General features: G+C 37.7%; 19 protein-coding genes and 2 other annotated features. Of the genes, 6 read left to right on the forward strand and 13 right to left on the reverse strand.

Going from position 1 to position 14,921, the window contains the following annotated elements; genetic code table 11:
• Positions 1-16: 16 nt before the first annotated feature.
• Entirely contained in the window at positions 17-763 is a 747-nt protein-coding gene (locus HHU08_RS22225; RefSeq protein WP_016203364.1) for a Yip1 family protein, read from the reverse strand.
• 362 nt (positions 764-1,125) lie between these two features.
• Between HHU08_RS22225 and HHU08_RS22230 the strand changes: the two genes are divergently transcribed.
• Positions 1,126-1,572 carry a hypothetical protein gene (locus HHU08_RS22230; RefSeq protein WP_169189366.1) on the forward strand — a complete coding sequence of 149 codons (447 nt, stop codon included), beginning with the start codon at positions 1,126-1,128 and terminating at the stop codon, positions 1,570-1,572.
• Positions 1,573-1,594: 22 nt separating this feature from the next.
• Here HHU08_RS22230 and HHU08_RS22235 read toward each other — a convergent pair whose 3' ends face one another.
• The 6 genes from HHU08_RS22235 to HHU08_RS22260 all read right to left on the reverse strand — a co-directional run bounded on the left by HHU08_RS22235 (position 1,595) and on the right by HHU08_RS22260 (position 6,226).
• On the reverse strand, positions 1,595-2,197 hold the full coding sequence (locus tag HHU08_RS22235; protein WP_016203366.1) for a response regulator transcription factor: 603 nt from the start codon (positions 2,195-2,197) through the stop codon (positions 1,595-1,597).
• Positions 2,194-3,327, reverse strand: a complete 1,134-nt coding sequence (locus HHU08_RS22240; protein ID WP_169189367.1) for a sensor histidine kinase — start codon at positions 3,325-3,327, stop codon at positions 2,194-2,196. The genes HHU08_RS22235 and HHU08_RS22240 overlap by 4 nt, the downstream gene beginning before the upstream one ends.
• A 7-nt stretch (positions 3,328-3,334) precedes the next feature.
• On the reverse strand, positions 3,335-4,072 hold the full coding sequence (locus HHU08_RS22245; protein ID WP_169189368.1) for an ABC transporter permease: 738 nt from the start codon (positions 4,070-4,072) through the stop codon (positions 3,335-3,337).
• Positions 4,047-4,973, reverse strand: coding sequence for an ABC transporter ATP-binding protein (locus HHU08_RS22250; RefSeq protein ID WP_169189746.1), 927 nt, complete (start codon positions 4,971-4,973; stop codon positions 4,047-4,049). Before HHU08_RS22250 ends, HHU08_RS22245 begins: the two co-directional genes overlap by 26 nt.
• A gap of 402 nt (positions 4,974-5,375) precedes the next feature.
• Positions 5,376-5,840, reverse strand: a complete 465-nt coding sequence (locus HHU08_RS22255; RefSeq protein WP_169189369.1) for a GNAT family N-acetyltransferase — start codon at positions 5,838-5,840, stop codon at positions 5,376-5,378.
• Positions 5,840-6,226, reverse strand: a complete 387-nt coding sequence (locus HHU08_RS22260; RefSeq protein WP_016203371.1) for a DUF2500 domain-containing protein — start codon at positions 6,224-6,226, stop codon at positions 5,840-5,842. Before HHU08_RS22260 ends, HHU08_RS22255 begins: the two co-directional genes overlap by 1 nt.
• A 244-nt stretch (positions 6,227-6,470) precedes the next feature.
• Between HHU08_RS22260 and HHU08_RS22265 the strand changes: the two genes are divergently transcribed.
• From HHU08_RS22265 to HHU08_RS22275, 3 genes are read left to right on the forward strand one after another with little or no spacing between them, the layout of a single operon-like run.
• Positions 6,471-6,857, forward strand: coding sequence for a DUF2089 domain-containing protein (locus tag HHU08_RS22265; RefSeq protein WP_101729826.1), 387 nt, complete (start codon positions 6,471-6,473; stop codon positions 6,855-6,857).
• Positions 6,858-6,871: 14 nt separating this feature from the next.
• Positions 6,872-7,255, forward strand: coding sequence for an SHOCT-like domain-containing protein (locus HHU08_RS22270; RefSeq protein WP_016203373.1), 384 nt, complete (start codon positions 6,872-6,874; stop codon positions 7,253-7,255).
• A 12-nt stretch (positions 7,256-7,267) separates the two neighbouring features.
• Positions 7,268-7,552, forward strand: coding sequence for a hypothetical protein (locus HHU08_RS22275; RefSeq protein ID WP_169189370.1), 285 nt, complete (start codon positions 7,268-7,270; stop codon positions 7,550-7,552).
• Positions 7,553-7,710: 158 nt separating this feature from the next.
• Here HHU08_RS22275 and HHU08_RS22280 read toward each other — a convergent pair whose 3' ends face one another.
• The 3 genes from HHU08_RS22280 to HHU08_RS22290 all read right to left on the reverse strand — a co-directional run bounded on the left by HHU08_RS22280 (position 7,711) and on the right by HHU08_RS22290 (position 9,651).
• On the reverse strand, positions 7,711-8,259 hold the full coding sequence (locus HHU08_RS22280) for a DUF3231 family protein (protein WP_016203375.1): 549 nt from the start codon (positions 8,257-8,259) through the stop codon (positions 7,711-7,713).
• A 171-nt stretch (positions 8,260-8,430) separates the two neighbouring features.
• On the reverse strand, positions 8,431-8,640 hold the full coding sequence (locus HHU08_RS22285; RefSeq protein WP_169189371.1) for a hypothetical protein: 210 nt from the start codon (positions 8,638-8,640) through the stop codon (positions 8,431-8,433).
• Between the two features lie 12 nt (positions 8,641-8,652).
• On the reverse strand, positions 8,653-9,651 hold the full coding sequence (locus tag HHU08_RS22290) for a tryptophan--tRNA ligase (RefSeq protein ID WP_169189372.1): 999 nt from the start codon (positions 9,649-9,651) through the stop codon (positions 8,653-8,655).
• A gap of 48 nt (positions 9,652-9,699) precedes the next feature.
• Positions 9,700-9,948 (reverse strand) — a binding site (T-box leader).
• Positions 9,949-10,240: 292 nt separating this feature from the next.
• Positions 10,241-10,472: a binding site (T-box leader), on the forward strand.
• A 162-nt stretch (positions 10,473-10,634) separates the two neighbouring features.
• Here HHU08_RS22290 and tyrS point away from each other — a divergent pair.
• Positions 10,635-11,879 carry a tyrosine--tRNA ligase gene (tyrS, locus tag HHU08_RS22295; RefSeq protein ID WP_016203377.1) on the forward strand — a complete coding sequence of 415 codons (1,245 nt, stop codon included), beginning with the start codon at positions 10,635-10,637 and terminating at the stop codon, positions 11,877-11,879.
• 36 nt (positions 11,880-11,915) lie between these two features.
• Here tyrS and HHU08_RS22300 read toward each other — a convergent pair whose 3' ends face one another.
• Complete coding sequence (locus tag HHU08_RS22300; protein ID WP_407939845.1) at positions 11,916-12,965, reverse strand: SDR family oxidoreductase; 1,050 nt, start codon at positions 12,963-12,965, stop codon at positions 11,916-11,918.
• Positions 12,966-13,102: 137 nt separating this feature from the next.
• On the opposite strand from HHU08_RS22300, the gene HHU08_RS22305 reads away from it, so the two are divergent.
• Positions 13,103-13,267: a hypothetical protein gene (locus tag HHU08_RS22305; RefSeq protein WP_016203379.1), complete on the forward strand. Its 165-nt coding sequence runs from the start codon at positions 13,103-13,105 to the stop codon at positions 13,265-13,267.
• A gap of 95 nt (positions 13,268-13,362) precedes the next feature.
• On the opposite strand, the gene HHU08_RS22310 is transcribed toward HHU08_RS22305, so the two are convergent.
• On the reverse strand, positions 13,363-14,229 hold the full coding sequence (locus tag HHU08_RS22310; protein ID WP_169189373.1) for a DMT family transporter: 867 nt from the start codon (positions 14,227-14,229) through the stop codon (positions 13,363-13,365).
• 159 nt (positions 14,230-14,388) lie between these two features.
• On the reverse strand, positions 14,389-14,832 hold the full coding sequence (locus HHU08_RS22315) for a C40 family peptidase (RefSeq protein WP_016203382.1): 444 nt from the start codon (positions 14,830-14,832) through the stop codon (positions 14,389-14,391).
• Positions 14,833-14,921 lie beyond the last annotated feature (89 nt).

Genomic DNA, 14,921 nt, shown 5'->3' on the forward strand with positions numbered 1-14,921 from the left:
CTTTTTTTCACTTACATCACTCTTTCTCCCATTTCACCTCAAAACCGCCCTGCAATCCATCTCCGGTAACAATGAGCTTATAAGTTTCTGTTTTTTTAGCTTCAAAGGTTAAAATGGTCTTCTCTTCATTACTTAAACCAATTCTACGGTTTTTTTCGTCTATTAAGTAGTAGCCAAAGCCACCACCATTACGATTGGTAAAATCAATGTGGACGGTAACATTTTCCCCTTTTTTGGCTTTAATCGGAACCTCTTCCTCCCCATTAAAATAAGCAAAATATGCTTCATAGGATTGTTCGCCTCTTATGGTATTCCATTCCTTTTTTACAGTGAAATCAGGAATTGTTAGCAAGAGGAAGAAAATCGGTGTAATAGCAAATGTCCATTTAAACCAGCTTACTTTTGCTGCGATTTTAATCCCTATGTAAAATAATAACGCGCTAATTAAACCAGAAGTTGCCGCAAATAGAGGGAAAACATTCCAAACTATCGGCAGAAAAAGACAAAGGCCAGCTAAAATATACAAACATACCTCTAGCTTTGGAAAATATTTAGCTATCCAGTCAATCAACATCGAAAGAAGAATCCCAAAACCAAAAAAACCTATCCAAAAGAATGGATTTTTAATTTCATGCGAAAATAAATATAAATCAAAACTTGATAGAAAAAGATAGGAAAAAAAGATTGATGCCGCAAAACCTGCTCCTGCTAGTTTTATTAAGGCATATTGTATTCCCCTACGGATATTCTGACTATCTACCATATTTGTTCCTCCCAAAGGATAGTTACTAACATTCTATCAAAATAAGGAAATGAATTGTTAAAAACTTGAAAAATAAGCAGGTGATATAAAGTGAAACTTCCATCAGTTGAGGGTTCCTTCATCCCCCACTTATGGTTAGTTGAACCAATCGGACCTTTACGGACAGTCGATCTCCCACCTTTCTTTCTCCTATTCTCTTAAGCCTAAGGGGGAGTCTTACTATCCGTAAAGAGTGGGATAAAATCAATTATTGTTTTATATGCTTTTAGTAAATAGATGATTCCTATTTCATTTGCATTCTCGGTTTAAATCATAACAAGTGGGTCATACTTATGTTATGTATCTTTTCGGGAGTGAAATATATGATGTGGTTTCCTTATCTTTATCTCCTTTTGACTCTAATCATCCTTTTGTTCATGCCAAAGCGCCTGACAAAAGTAGAAATATATGTAACATGGTTTGTGGTCGCTTTAATTAATTTAAGCTCGGACCTCATCTTAAGTTTTGTCTTCCATATGTATGAGTTAGGACCAAAAGGAGTACAGCTTTCTGTTCATTTTATTGAACTAACACTTGGTGCCACTCATGGAATAATTTATTTGAATTTTATGCCCCAGCACTTCAAAAGCTATATCCCCTATTTTTGCGCTTGGCTCGTTTACTCTGTTCTTTTGGAGTATCTCCTGCTTTCCTTCGAATTCCTTACTTATAGCGGATGGCACTTATGGTATTCAGGAATTTATTATGCATTTGCCTTACTTTATACAAGATGGCATTTAACCTTTATTCGCAGTGAGAAACAAGGTTAATGGGGAGCGAAGCGAGGTACCTTTACAACCAACCATTCCGCTTCGCTTTCGCAATGGCTTCCATTCGATTTTTTGCTTCTAATTTGCTGATTGCTTCGGAGATGTAATTGCGAATTGTTCCAGATGATAAAAAAAGTGTTGCAGCAATCTCCTTTACTGACTTCCCTTTTTCAATTAGTATTAATATTTCCCTTTCCCGCTTTGATAATGGGTTTTCTTTTCCGATACTGCCAAAAATTAATTCAGAAGCGAATTCTCTTTTTCCATTCATAATATTTCGAATTGCTTCCGCTAATTCTTCACTTGGACCATCTTTTAATAAATAGCCATGGACATTCGCGTTTAGGGCTCTTTCAAAATATCCTGGTCGTGCAAATGTGGTTAAAATAACAACTTTACAAGGAGATTTCAGCTTCTTCAATTCCTCTGCGACATCAAGGCCGCTTTTTATCGGCATTTCAATATCTAATAAGCAAACATCTGGGTTATGCTCTTTAATAAGGGTTAATGCTTGTTCACCATTTTCTGCTTGGCCGACGACTTCTAAATCTTCTTCAAAGTTAAGCAGTGTTCCTAAAGCTCCTCTAAGCATGCGTTGGTCTTCTGAGATGATAATTCGAATCACCATATTTCCTCCTTTCGTCTTTCCTTTCGAATGATTGGAACAACGATGTGAAGGGTTGTTCCATTACTGGATGAAATTCTCCATTTTCCGTCTACTAGCTCCAGTCTTTCTTGCATTCCCAATAGTCCATTTCCCTCATTCCGTCCCTCTTCCAAGCCTTTTCCATTATCCTGAACAATAAGTTCAATTGTCCCTATATGTTGTTGAATTGCTACTTTGCTAGTTGTCGCAGCACTGTGCTTAACAATATTGGTAACAGCTTCTTTTAAACAAAGACTAATAATATTCTGTGATAAAAGCGGCACTTCGCTATCTTTCATGTCGATTGTAATTTCTGTATTAATCCCTGCTGCTTGCAAAGTTGTTTGCACCTCTATTATTGCTTCTCGAATAGTAATTGCCCGCATGTCAGACACTAGCTCACGAACTTGTTTTAAAGCTGCCCTAGAAATTCCTTCCATTTCTTTCGCCTCTTTAATTGCACTTTCTGGTTGGGGATAGACCATTTTTCCAACGAGCTGACTCTTTAATGTCAGGAGCGATAAAGTGTGGCCGAGCGTATCATGCAAATCGCGGGCAATTCTCATGCGTTCTTCTTTTTTAACTAAATAACTAATTTGTTCATTCGCTAAATCCAACTGCCTTTCTAAATCCATACGACGATTCATGGAGCGGATTCCAAAAGGAGAAATCAGCATAATAAGAAAGAAGGGAATCAAAAAGATAAGGGAATTAGGGTTGATATCCTTCCAACTGATTCCAATTGGGATTAGTAAAGAGAGGACAAACAGACTGTAAAAATAATAGAAATATTTTTTCCCAGAATAATATCCGATGAAATTTGCAGGGAAATACCCCATAAATAATAGATTAGGATCATAAAAGATACTAAAAATCATGACAAGCAAAATTTGAATAACAAGCCAATAATTAAATCGATTCTCTTCTATACTGCTGTATAATTGTCGGTACGACAGAAGAAATACAAGTACAAGAAGAAATCCGACTATTTGCTTAATCCCCTCTTCCTTCATCACCTGCATAATCGGAAGGAGTACATATACTAAAAAGATATAAGGAAAAAAGCCATATCTTCTCGGAAAAAGCTCGAACCTCTTCTTGGTATCCATCTTTCTCCTACACCGCCTCTCGTTTTTTTCCAATATAAGTTGATAATACCATAAATAGAAGGAGGTACCCGATAATCATCAGATAATTAAAAAAAGAGGGGGACTGGTTCCTAATTATTTCCCATGCTCCGTTTGCAAAATGATAGGAAGGAACCCATTTTGCCACTTGCTGCATGAAGGATGGAAATACCTCGATTGGCATCCACATTCCCCCTGTTATGGCCATAGTCATATAGATAAGATTACTAATTCCTGAAGCAGTTTCTACTTTTTTAATGGTACCAATAATTGTTCCAAGCGCCAAAAACGGCAGTGATCCAAATAATATCCAAAGACCACAAAGCATCCACTGAGAAAAAGTTAGGCTAACATTATTAATGAGGATCCCAGCGGTAAAGATAACAAGGATGGAAAATAGATGAATCACTGTTTGTGCTATCATTTTTGCACCATAATAAACGAATTGGGATAGTGGAGTAATTTGTAAATAAATTGTCCAGCCTTCTGCTTTTTCCTGCACGATTTTAATTCCTAAGGTCATAATACTCGAACCCATAATACTAAAGGTCGTCATCGACATTAAATAATGAAGATTCCATAATGCCTCATCATCTCGAGGTGCTGTGAAAATATTTGTAAATAAAAAATAGAAAAGGACGGGAACAAGCAAGGACCAAAAAATATAATATTTGTTTCGAAGCATTCGTATGATTTCTACTTTACTTTGCATCCAAAAACATTTCATTGCCTACCTCCTTCTTCTCTCCCAATAGCTGTGAAAAAACCTCTTCTAATCGACCTAGCTTTACTTCAATATGGTAGATATTTAGTTGCCTATCAAAGATTTCTTTTAAGAGTTGATCCGAGTTTTTAGCAACAAGTGTTACTTTATCCTTCTCTTTCTGCACATCCTCAACAAAGGGAAAATTCTGATAGAAATCTAATGTATAAGGGGTTCGTTCTTGGAACATAACTCTTGGCTTTGTTAGCTTTTCCTTTAGATGTGCTGGCGTACCGTCGCCTACAACCTCACCTTTATTTATCATGATTATTCTCCCCGCTACTTCATCTGCCTCTTGCAAGTAATGGGTTGTAAAAAGGATTGTTTTTCCTTGCCTGTTTAGTTCCTTCATTTTTTTCCAAAACTGTTCTCTTGATGTTACATCCATGCCAACGGTTGGCTCATCCAAAAACAGCAAATCAGGATTACCTGCTAGTGCCAGCGCAAAGTTTAGTCGTCTTTTTTGGCCACCGGAGAGCTTTTCTGTCCGTTGATTCCAGTCTTCTTCTTGAAGTCCTGTTAGTTCCAACAAGGTAGTCAATTCAATGGGATTTTGATAATAGCTTTGAATTAATTGAATCAGCTCTCTTACCTTTAAACTATCCATTACACTGACTTCTTGAAGCATTCCACCAATCTTTTCTAACACTTCCTTTTGTCTTGGATTCTTTTGAAAAAGGGAGACAGTTCCTCGTGTAGGCTTCATTAAGCCTAGCAGCATCCGCATCGTCGTCGTTTTCCCTGCTCCATTCGCTCCTAAGATCGCTACCATTTCCCCTTGTTTAATCGAAAAAGAAACGTCCTTTACTGCTTTCTTCTGCTGAAATTCTTTCGTTACGTTCCTTAACTCTACAATCGTTTGCAATTTCTCCACCTCCAAGCTTCTATCTTTATTTTAGCTAGCAGCAGGAGAACTGATTAGTCGCAGATGTCAGGAATCTCGGATGACAAATGTCATTTTTTTTAAGAAAACTTCTCTCGATGGGGGTCTTACTACCAGTTAAAAGTGGGACAAAAAAATTTTTAGAAACTTACATTGAATTTTCATGCGTTGCTTGGAGTGGAAGGGGTGAGACTCCTGTGGGATTAGCGAGACAGCTTAGACCCTGCAGGCCAAAGGCAGACCGCGGCTAAGCGCGAGCCCCACGGAAAGCGAACCCCTGGAGCGGAAAGCAACATCCCTATTCAAAGGGACTAATAAATATACTATTCAGAAGTTTGACTACAGTCTGAAATGTTCTGGCTAATCACCAGAACATTTTTTATCTTATTCTTCTGTTGTCATTATGAAAAATTCTACATCATTAGCATTCTTAAATGCAGAGATTCTGCGAAAACCAAACTTTTCATATAAAGCGATGGCTCGATTATTAAAAGTTGCAACGGTGAGACGCAAAGGATGTTCCGTCTCTATAGAATCGAGGATACATTGCATAAAGCTGGTTCCCTGACCTTGTCCGGTTAAATCAGGGCGCATGCCTAAACCAATATCAAGGTATCCTTCTGGGTATGCTTGAAAAAGGTAGCCGATCGGAACCTGGGCAGCATAGCCTGTGCAATAGAATCCCACTAACTCTCCATTATGTTCAATTGCATAATAGGGATTTTCTGCGAACTCTTGCAACGATTCCTCTGTCACTTCACTATTATATAAATCGTAAGGAGCGGGATAAGTCCAGCTAAGAATTTCCCTCGTTGCTTGCTCTGTCATCTTTTGTATAGAAAAGTCCATTACCTATTCTCCTCTATGTGTTTATTTCGAGTGAACCCCAAATATCTCGTTCCTTGAAATTGCAGTTCCCCGCTGTCTCCTTCTACCAGCATGCCATATTCTTCTCCTTTTAGTTGAAATTCGGTGCGATCTCCACTGGGAAATTCAAAGGTTATATAATAGTTGCTATACGAGCTACTTTCCCCACCACCATGTACACTCGTTCTTTTCGTAACCACTTTAGCGGGTGTAGAAAGTAGTGGCTGCTGATTGTTTTTATTCCATTTCATAATTGAACTGATGATAGCAAAAATAAAAAGACCAATAATAATAACAAATACCACAAAGATGAAAATCGGTCCAATCGTGAACATGATATCATCCCCACCTGTATAAAAATCTTCCATATAAATTGTTCCCTTCTAAAAGTATTTTCGCCTTGATTTCCATATAGCCTTTATTACGCTCCCATTTAGGAAAAAGTTTCAACTTGTAGCTGTTGATTTTCTACATTCTTTGTTATTTCAATAAATTTAAATGTAAAATTAAATAATCTTATATTTAAAATCTAATTTATTTATTTTTTCAACTATTAAATTGACTTTTTAATATAATTTATTAATCTAACATAGAAAGGAGGTAGGCATTAATATGAATTATCCAGTTATTAATGATTGTCCTGTCTGTCATCACGAACTCCATGTAACAAAGCTAGAATGTAGTCATTGCCATACAACGATTGAAAATCGCTTTCATCTTTCCAAATGGCATTCTTTTTCAGATGAGCAAATGCATTTTATTGAAACATTTATCCTTTCACGAGGAAGCATTAAAGAAGTAGAAAAAAAACTTGGTATTTCTTATCCAACTGTTCGAGGAAAGCTGGATGATATTATTCGGATTATGACAGGCGAAGGGGAAGAAACAGAGAGACAACCAAGTAAAATTAGTACGGAAAGAAAAGCGGATATTCTAGAAAAGCTAGAAAATAATGAAATAACAGCAGAGGAAGCCATCCAATTAATGAAGAACATTTAAGGAGGATATGAAACATGAATGATGAATTGAAACGAATTTTAACAATGGTTGAAAACGGAAAACTAACATCTGATCAAGCAACGACACTTATCGATTCAATGGAGGAAAAAACGGAAAAGAAAACCTTGCTTGAAGATAGCCCTTATCTAAATCGCCTACTTAAAGTACGAATCCAATCGGAAACAAATGATAATATTAACGTTAATGTTCCAATTAGACTAGTAAAAGTACTGCTTCAAACCGGAATAGGTATCGCGGCAAAAATCCCCCAAGCCCAAACCTATACGGAAAATATCGATGTGGAATTATTATTAACTGCCATTGATAGCGAATTAGTCGGCGAAATTGTTAATGCCAAATTAGCGAACGGTGACAGCATCAATGTGTATGTGGAATAGTGGAGTGAAACTATGGTAAAGGTAACTGTCCAGACAGAAAAACATAAACGTTATTACATCATTCTCCCTACTTTTCTGTTAAGTACTTTTATTAATTTCGCCTTTTCAAAACGGTTATGGAAATTTATTCACAACCGAACGAAGGAGCAAACAGTCGAGGCCATCTATAGGAACGCTAGTGATATAAAATTTTTATTAAAAATGTTGAGTAAAGAGCTTAAATACACTTCTCTGTCTGAGCCACTTGTTGATATTTGCCTAAAAGACGGAACTTATGTAAAGGTGACGATCACATGAAATGTGCACTTCTCCTTAAAAAGAAAAAATCTAATGCTCGCAACACTAGATTTGTGTGAAACCTTTATTTGTTTTTAGCTAAAACACCTTTCCTACACTCGTTTGTTTAAGGGAAGGTGCTCTTTTCTTACTATAGCACAGGTCGAAATATTTGTGAATTACTCATGCGGTGCGCCAGGTGGATAGAAACTTGGCGGCATTTTAATCCATCCATGTTCCCTCATTCTCGTTTTAAGCTCCATCCCATAAATACTTTTTTCTGTATGGAAACGAATCCACATTAAGCCAACGTCGCTACGAACACTTTGCGTGATATTTGTGGAACACATAACAATATTGCCTGTTACTTTGGCAGCTAGTAAGTTTGCTATTTCCATATCGGTAGATTTCGCCCCTAAAGGAATGGCATTTGGATCAGATTTTGGTTTTGATTCAGCAGAGCTGGAAAGAGGCACGCCTTCATTTATCATGAATTCCTCTAGGTTGTTTCGCTGTTCTGTTGCTAATTCTCTTGCTTCATTAATCAATTTAATTAAAACATTGTCTGTTGTTGTATTAAGAGCCATTTCAAGTACAGGAATTTCATCCGCTATTGCAGCTTGATATGTCCAGCAACCCATCGCCTCTCCAATATGAAGTAGCGGCTTCGGTTCAGAGTCAAATCTCGTCTTAATATAGTCGAGAAATGCTTCCATTTTATGTGCCATGATGTACACCTCTTCGTGTTTTTACCTATAATGTTTACAATTAAATGGAAGTTTATTCAGGATAAAACTATTTAGAGCAATCGATACGTAAAAAGGATATCTTTTTTTCGCACCTGATGGAGCACATTTTTAGATGTTAAGGCTAATAGCTGTTGACTCTGTTGATTTTATTTATAGTTTTGGAGCTTTACTTGTGGCTTTTATTCTTTTACTTGCGACTTTCGCACTTTTACTTGCGACTTTCACCCTCTTACTTGCGACTCTCACCCTTTTACTTGCGACTTTCACCCGCTTACTTGCGACTTTCACCCGCTTACTTGCGACTCTCACCCTTTTACTTGCGACTCTCACCCTTTTACTTGCGACTCTCTCCATCTCCAACTTTCCTTCTCCTTAACGCGCCACTCCAATTTGCTTTCTTACTTCTTGTAAAAATGGTAGTGTTCGAGCTCTTGCTTTTTCCGCTCCTTTTCGGAGAAGCTCATCTATTTTTTCAGGATTACCCATTAACTCCTTGTATTTCTTGCGTGGTTCTTCTAAGAATCGATTCATGACTTGGAACAATTCCTTTTTCACTTCTCCCCATCCGACTCCATTTTCGTATCTTTGGCGCATTTGCTCTACTTCTTCAGCACTTGCAAATTCCTTATACAAAGTAAACAAGATAGACGTCTCCGTCTCTTTTGGTGCTTCTGGTGGGAGAGAATTGGTTTTGATTTTATTAATGAGCTTTTGTAACTTTACTGGCTCTTCAAAAAGAGGAATTGTATTATGATAACTTTTGCTCATTTTTCGACCATCCAAGCCTGGCAAGATACTAGTTTCTTCATCCACTATATATTCCGGTAGCACAAAAGTTTCCCCATAATGATGATTAAAGCTGTCGGCAATATCTCGCGCAATTTCAACATGCTGGATTTGATCTTTTCCTACAGGTACCATATTGGCTTGAAAAGCAAGAATATCGGCTGCCATGAGGATTGGGTACGTAAACAGTCCCATGTTTACGCCATCATCAACCTCTTTTCCTGCTTGTTTATTGCTGTCGACGATTCCTTTATAAGCATGTGCGCGATTCATCAACCCTTTTGGAGAAAAACAAGCTAATATCCAATTTAATTCAAAGATTTCCGGTACGTCGGACTGCCGATAAAGGATTACTTTTTCCGGATCTAACCCAAGAGCTAACCATGTTGCTGCCACCCCATAGGTTAACGTTCGAAACTCTTCGCGATCGTGAATTTTCGTTAAACCATGATAATCTGCAATAAAATAAGCTGCCTGATAATCACTGTTTTCCGCTAGTTGCAAAGCAGGTTTAATTGCCCCTATATAGTTTCCTAAATGTATTTGTCCAGTTGGTTTAATACCAGTTAAAACTATTTTTCCCATCTGCTTATCCTCCCTTTTATAAAACACAAAAAGGGCCACTCATCCTATAAAAAGGACGAGTAACCCCGTGGTGCCACCTTCATTCGTTTATTTCACATAAACGCACTTAATCCGTACAGAAACATAGCTGTTCCGATACTTTGTCTTTTTTAACGGTAAGACGTTCCGCGCAGCCTACTAGTGGGTTCAGCCTTGTAGCTCAGAAGCCCATTCAGCAATCAATCCGTACTGATTCGCACCACCCATCAGCTCTCTGAAACCTCTTAACTGCTTACTCTTCTTCCTCATCGCTCATTAATATTACATATATAGTAAATTATAAGATTAAAAAGGTCAAGAGATGCTTACATATTCTTATCTTTTAGAAGGATATTATGAATAAGAACCTAAAAAAATCCAGATGGCAGCGAAGCCACTGAATGACTTAAAAACGTTGAAAGTATCGCCATTTATTTAAAAATGAGGATTATGTTACAAAAAATATTTTCAAAAGAAAATAAATTATCCTCTTGTTTTTCTGAACTTTATCTGTTAGTATCTTTTACAAGTTAGCGCTAACGAAAAATTTTACTAATTATACCTTTTAAATATATATGCTTTGATTGGAATCAGTAGTGCCTATTTCCCTGTTATTAGAGAGTCAATGGTTGGTGCAAATTGACACAAAAATAGGGGCGAATTACCTCCAGGAGCATTCTTTGTGAAAGAGTTTACTCGATTAGCAGAGAACGGATGAGCCGTTACCCATAATGAGTGTTGAATAGCTATATATTCTTCAATTAGGGTGGTACCACGTGCTTAAAAGCAACCACGTCCCTTGTTTAGGGGCGTGGTTTTTTTTTACAGTTTTTCTAAAGTCAATTTGGTGTCTAGCTCCAGCGCCTACCACCTAGCAAACTTCAGGTCACCTCCCAGGTTGCTAGGTGGTGAACAAGGAGCTTGCGCCTTTCTTACAAACCAATTCAACGAAAGGAGAAAGAAAGATGAGTCCATTTATTGAACAGTTAACTACAGACCAAGAAAAAGAAATGAAGAGGCAACTTGATGTTTATCGTCAAGGCGTGCAAGATATTATTCCGACGGAAGAACTAGCAGAAAAAATCGCTAAGTCACTTGTGACAAATACCCCGTTAAAAGTAAAGCTCGGCCTTGATCCATCTGCTCCAGATGTTCATCTCGGCCATACAGTTGTACTGAATAAACTGCGCCAATTCCAAGAAAACGGGCATACGATTCAATTAATCATCGGTGATTTCACCGGCAAAATTGGTGATCCAACTGGAAAATCTTCTGCTAGAAAACAGCTGACAGATGAAGAAGTGAAGGAGAATGCGAAAACTTATTTTGAGCAATTCGGCAAAGTACTGGACATGGAAAAGGTCGAGCTTCATTACAACTCTAAATGGCTCTCTTCCCTTTCCTTTGAAGATGTCATTCAACTTGCTGGAAAAATAACCGTTGCCCGCTTGCTAGAACGGGATGATTTTGAAGAGCGGTTAGCATATGGAAAATCGATTTCCTTGCATGAATTCTTCTACCCACTGATGCAAGGCTATGATTCCGTGATATTAGAGGCAGATATTGAACTTGGCGGTACAGATCAGCATTTTAATATTCTCATGGGACGTCACTACCAAGAAAAGTTTGGAAAAGAAAAGCAAATTGCGATATTAATGCCCCTGTTAGAGGGATTAGACGGTGTTGAAAAAATGTCTAAGTCAAAGCATAACTATATTGGCATTGACGAAAGCCCAAATGAAATGTACGGAAAAGCAATGTCCATCCCTGATCCATTAATGAGCAAATACTTTGAGCTTATTACAGACTTAGAACCTGCTGAAATTGCCCAAATTAAAAAGGATTTGCATGCTGGGTCTCTTCATCCTAGAGATGCTAAAATGCTGCTAGCAAGAACAATCGTCCGTATGTACCATAGCAAAGAAGCGGCAGAAAAAGCGGAACAGCAATTCATTACTATTTTTCAAAAAGGAGCTTTACCTGAGGATATTCCAACCGTCCAGTGGACTGGCAACAATCCTGAATCACTTGTCCAGCTGCTAGTAGACGTTAATCTATTACCCTCAAAAAGTGAAGCAAAAAGGATGATTCAAAACGGCGGTGTTCGCATCGATGGAGAGAAAATCGAAGAAGTAGATCTTGAAGTTACGATCAACAAGGAATTAATTATTCAAGTAGGGAAAAGAAAGTTTGTAAAACTGCTTGGCTAATCACTGAAAATGGGCTAGCTGCTAGCCCATTTCCTTTTATGAACTTACTGTCTCGCCTCCATTTACGTGAAGAACTTGCCCTGTTACAAACCGGGAATCATCAGAAGCTAAATATACAAAGGTCGGTGCCAATTCGAATGGCTGTGCTGCTCTTTGCATTGGATTAGCAGAACCAAAGATTGCTACTTGATCAGAGGAGAAGCTCGCTGGAATTAATGGTGTCCATGTGCGTCCTGGCGCTACTGCATTCACACGAATTCCTTCTTTGACAACACTTCTGGCGAGGGATCTTGTGAAACCAACATTTGCTGCTTTTGTGGCAACATAATCAATGAGCAGCGGTTCCCCTGCGTAAGCAACGACGGAAGCTGTATTAATAATGCTACTTCCCGGCTTTAAATGGGGAAGGGCCGCTCTTGTTGTGTAAAAATGGGAGTAAATATTAACCTTAAATGTATCATCAAATTGTTCATCGGTAATATCCGTTAATTTCGCCTGTTGAAATTGTATACCGACATGGTTACAAAGAATATCTAGTTTTCCAAATGTCTTTACCGTTTTCTCCACAATATCGATACACTGTTTTTTCTTGCGCAAATCACCTGGCAGCAATAGACAATGTTGCCCTAATTCTTCGACCCTGTTTTTTGTCCGATTGGCATCCTCATGCTCATCTAAATAGGCGATTGCTACATCAGCTCCTTCTTTCGCAAAAGCAATCGCAACTGCTGCACCAATACCACTATCTCCCCCTGTTATTAAGGCTACTTTCCCTTTCAGCTTTCCACTTCCTATGTAGTGGTCATTTTCAATAATTGGTTTTGGAACCATATAACTTTCTAATCCTGGCTGACGGAGCTGTCTATTTTCAGGAAAATTAATCGGAATTTCCTCATACTTTGTCACTTTTCCATAATTCGGATAAAGCGGATACGGATCTGTCTGCTTATTTGCTTCAAATAACGCCTGCACTTCTTTTAGCTCGATGTACTTTTCAGATTGGTGATTTCTGGGCTCTACTAATTCATAATAAGCTTGTGGCACTTGAAACATTGGATCTCTCGGATCATGCGGATAAAAGGACATACTAATCCCTCCATTAATAGTAGTAAATTATCCTATGTGGTTCTGCCTATTTTGTGCCTACTTATCTTCCATGGACTAACTCTCTTTTTGATGGGAGTGAATACGCTAAAAAGAAGAAAATGGAGGAGGGTCTTATTATGAGGTATGAATTTCATCCAAAATTAAAATTATTGCTGCAAAAACATTCTAGCGAACCTGTTCATATGACATATATCAACCACAAATGGTCGATGCCAAAAACAACGGTAAAACCACCCTATTATAAAAAGCCAATTTATGAGTTACATTATCCAAAAGTATGAGATAAAGAAAACTTCCATCAGTGCGGGTTTTTCCTCTTCCCCACTGATGGTTAGAAGGCGATGCCCCTGTTATCAGGCTCTTTTTATCTTACTCGCTAGTTCCCTGATTCACTCATTTTCCGCTTAAGCGCAGCGTGAGTTTGCCCCCAAAATATAAGCAAAATACCGATAATTTGCAGAAAATCAGGGCGATATGCTGTTAATACGATGTCCATAAAGATTGCAACTGCAGGATCTATAAACACAAGAACAGCGATTGTCCCAGAAGATAGCTTTGGCAAGCTGCTAAAAAACAAATAATAAACAAATCCAGTATGTATAATTCCTGTCAATAAAATATAAAACCAGTTTTCTCCTGTTAAATGGTTAAAATAATCCCATCTGACCAGTGGCAATAGCATAATAATCCCAACACTTGTTTGAATAATCGTTGTTAAAATCGGATTTAACTTTGCAATTTTCTTCCCTGTCAATGTCGTCAACGCATAAAATAAGGAAGCCCCAAATGCCCATGGCAATCCAGCTGAAATAAGATCATCAAAAGACAAATAATCTTGAATTCCACCAACCAATAACGTTCCAATAAAACAAATAATAACTGTTAGCAATACTTTCAAACTGACTTTTTCCCGATAAAGAAAGCTCCCCAATAAAACGACAAGAACTGGCGCCAAATGATAAATGGAAACCGCAACAGTCACTGACATATGCTCAAATGAACGGAAGAAGAAGACCCAGTTCACAACGAGAAACACGCCACACAGCACACTGTAGCCAATTTCTTTTCTCTCAATCGCTTCCTTTTTCCGCTGTGAAAATAAATAGACAATACTTAATACGACACACGCACAAATACATCGAATAAATACCAGTTCGATAGCTGGCAAATTCGTTTTAGCAGAAAAATAGCCAATCGAACCAAATATAGCCATTGATAATGCAAATTTCATTGCTGCGCTCATGCTATTCCTCCAAAACTGAAATCAAGTTGCTAGTTTTTTTACTTATTCTCCTATCATATAGAAATTTTTCATTTTAATAAATATGATAGATTACCAATTTGATCCTTTTTCAAAATCAAATTTCTCAGCAAACACAAAAAACCCCTTCTAAAGAAAGGGTTAAATTCTTTTTGCACCATAATATTTTGTTTTCCAATAAGAGTTGGATAGCTTGTCCACTTTTACTCCTTTTGAAGAGGAGCTATGAATAAACTGATTACTTCCTATGTATATACCAACATGGGATGCACCTTTTTTATATGTTTCAAAGAAGATTAAATCTCCTTTTTTCAATTCAGATTTCTTTACTTTTTTCCCTTTTGTATACATACTCGCGGCTGTTCTTGGCAGAGATTTGCCAACTTTTTTATAGCTATAACCAACAAATCCGGAGCAGTCAAATCCTTTCGGAGTGGTTCCTCCATATTTATAAGGAGTACCTATATAATTCTTCGCAACGGTAACAACCGATTTTTTTGAAGCGGCACTTGCTTCATTGGTACCAAATATGCCAGAAAAAAACAATCCAAATGACAGGAGTGACAAGACAATAACCTTTTTCATCCAGTGACCTCATTTACGTAAGATTATGTTCCCAAGGCTTCCTTCTATCAACAAATCTATCTTCTCATATTATTCAGATAATTAGGTTA

This window comes from Niallia alba (assembly GCF_012933555.1).
In the GTDB taxonomy this organism is placed as follows: domain Bacteria; phylum Bacillota; class Bacilli; order Bacillales; family Cytobacillaceae; genus Niallia; species Niallia alba.

Excerpts from the sequence above, each read along its gene's own strand:
- HHU08_RS22275 (WP_169189370.1), top strand. The coding sequence starts at position 7,268 with ATGGTAAAGGTAACTGTCCAGACAGAAAAACATAAACGTTATTACATC.
- HHU08_RS22305 (WP_016203379.1), top strand. The coding sequence starts at position 13,103 with ATGAGGTATGAATTTCATCCAAAATTAAAATTATTGCTGCAAAAACAT.
- HHU08_RS22230 (WP_169189366.1), top strand. The coding sequence starts at position 1,126 with ATGATGTGGTTTCCTTATCTTTATCTCCTTTTGACTCTAATCATCCTT.
- HHU08_RS22260 (WP_016203371.1), bottom strand. The coding sequence starts at position 6,226 with ATGGAAGATTTTTATACAGGTGGGGATGATATCATGTTCACGATTGGA.
- HHU08_RS22310 (WP_169189373.1), bottom strand. The coding sequence starts at position 14,229 with ATGAGCGCAGCAATGAAATTTGCATTATCAATGGCTATATTTGGTTCG.
- HHU08_RS22290 (WP_169189372.1), bottom strand. The coding sequence starts at position 9,651 with ATGGGAAAAATAGTTTTAACTGGTATTAAACCAACTGGACAAATACAT.
- HHU08_RS22315 (WP_016203382.1), bottom strand. The coding sequence starts at position 14,832 with ATGAAAAAGGTTATTGTCTTGTCACTCCTGTCATTTGGATTGTTTTTT.
- HHU08_RS22270 (WP_016203373.1), top strand. The coding sequence starts at position 6,872 with ATGAATGATGAATTGAAACGAATTTTAACAATGGTTGAAAACGGAAAA.
- HHU08_RS22245 (WP_169189368.1), bottom strand. The coding sequence starts at position 4,072 with ATGAAATGTTTTTGGATGCAAAGTAAAGTAGAAATCATACGAATGCTT.
- HHU08_RS22255 (WP_169189369.1), bottom strand. The coding sequence starts at position 5,840 with ATGGACTTTTCTATACAAAAGATGACAGAGCAAGCAACGAGGGAAATT.
- HHU08_RS22240 (WP_169189367.1), bottom strand. The coding sequence starts at position 3,327 with ATGGATACCAAGAAGAGGTTCGAGCTTTTTCCGAGAAGATATGGCTTT.
- HHU08_RS22225 (WP_016203364.1), bottom strand. The coding sequence starts at position 763 with ATGGTAGATAGTCAGAATATCCGTAGGGGAATACAATATGCCTTAATA.
- HHU08_RS22280 (WP_016203375.1), bottom strand. The coding sequence starts at position 8,259 with ATGGCACATAAAATGGAAGCATTTCTCGACTATATTAAGACGAGATTT.
- HHU08_RS22300 (WP_407939845.1), bottom strand. The coding sequence starts at position 12,965 with ATGTCCTTTTATCCGCATGATCCGAGAGATCCAATGTTTCAAGTGCCA.
- HHU08_RS22265 (WP_101729826.1), top strand. The coding sequence starts at position 6,471 with ATGAATTATCCAGTTATTAATGATTGTCCTGTCTGTCATCACGAACTC.
- tyrS (WP_016203377.1), top strand. The coding sequence starts at position 10,635 with ATGAGTCCATTTATTGAACAGTTAACTACAGACCAAGAAAAAGAAATG.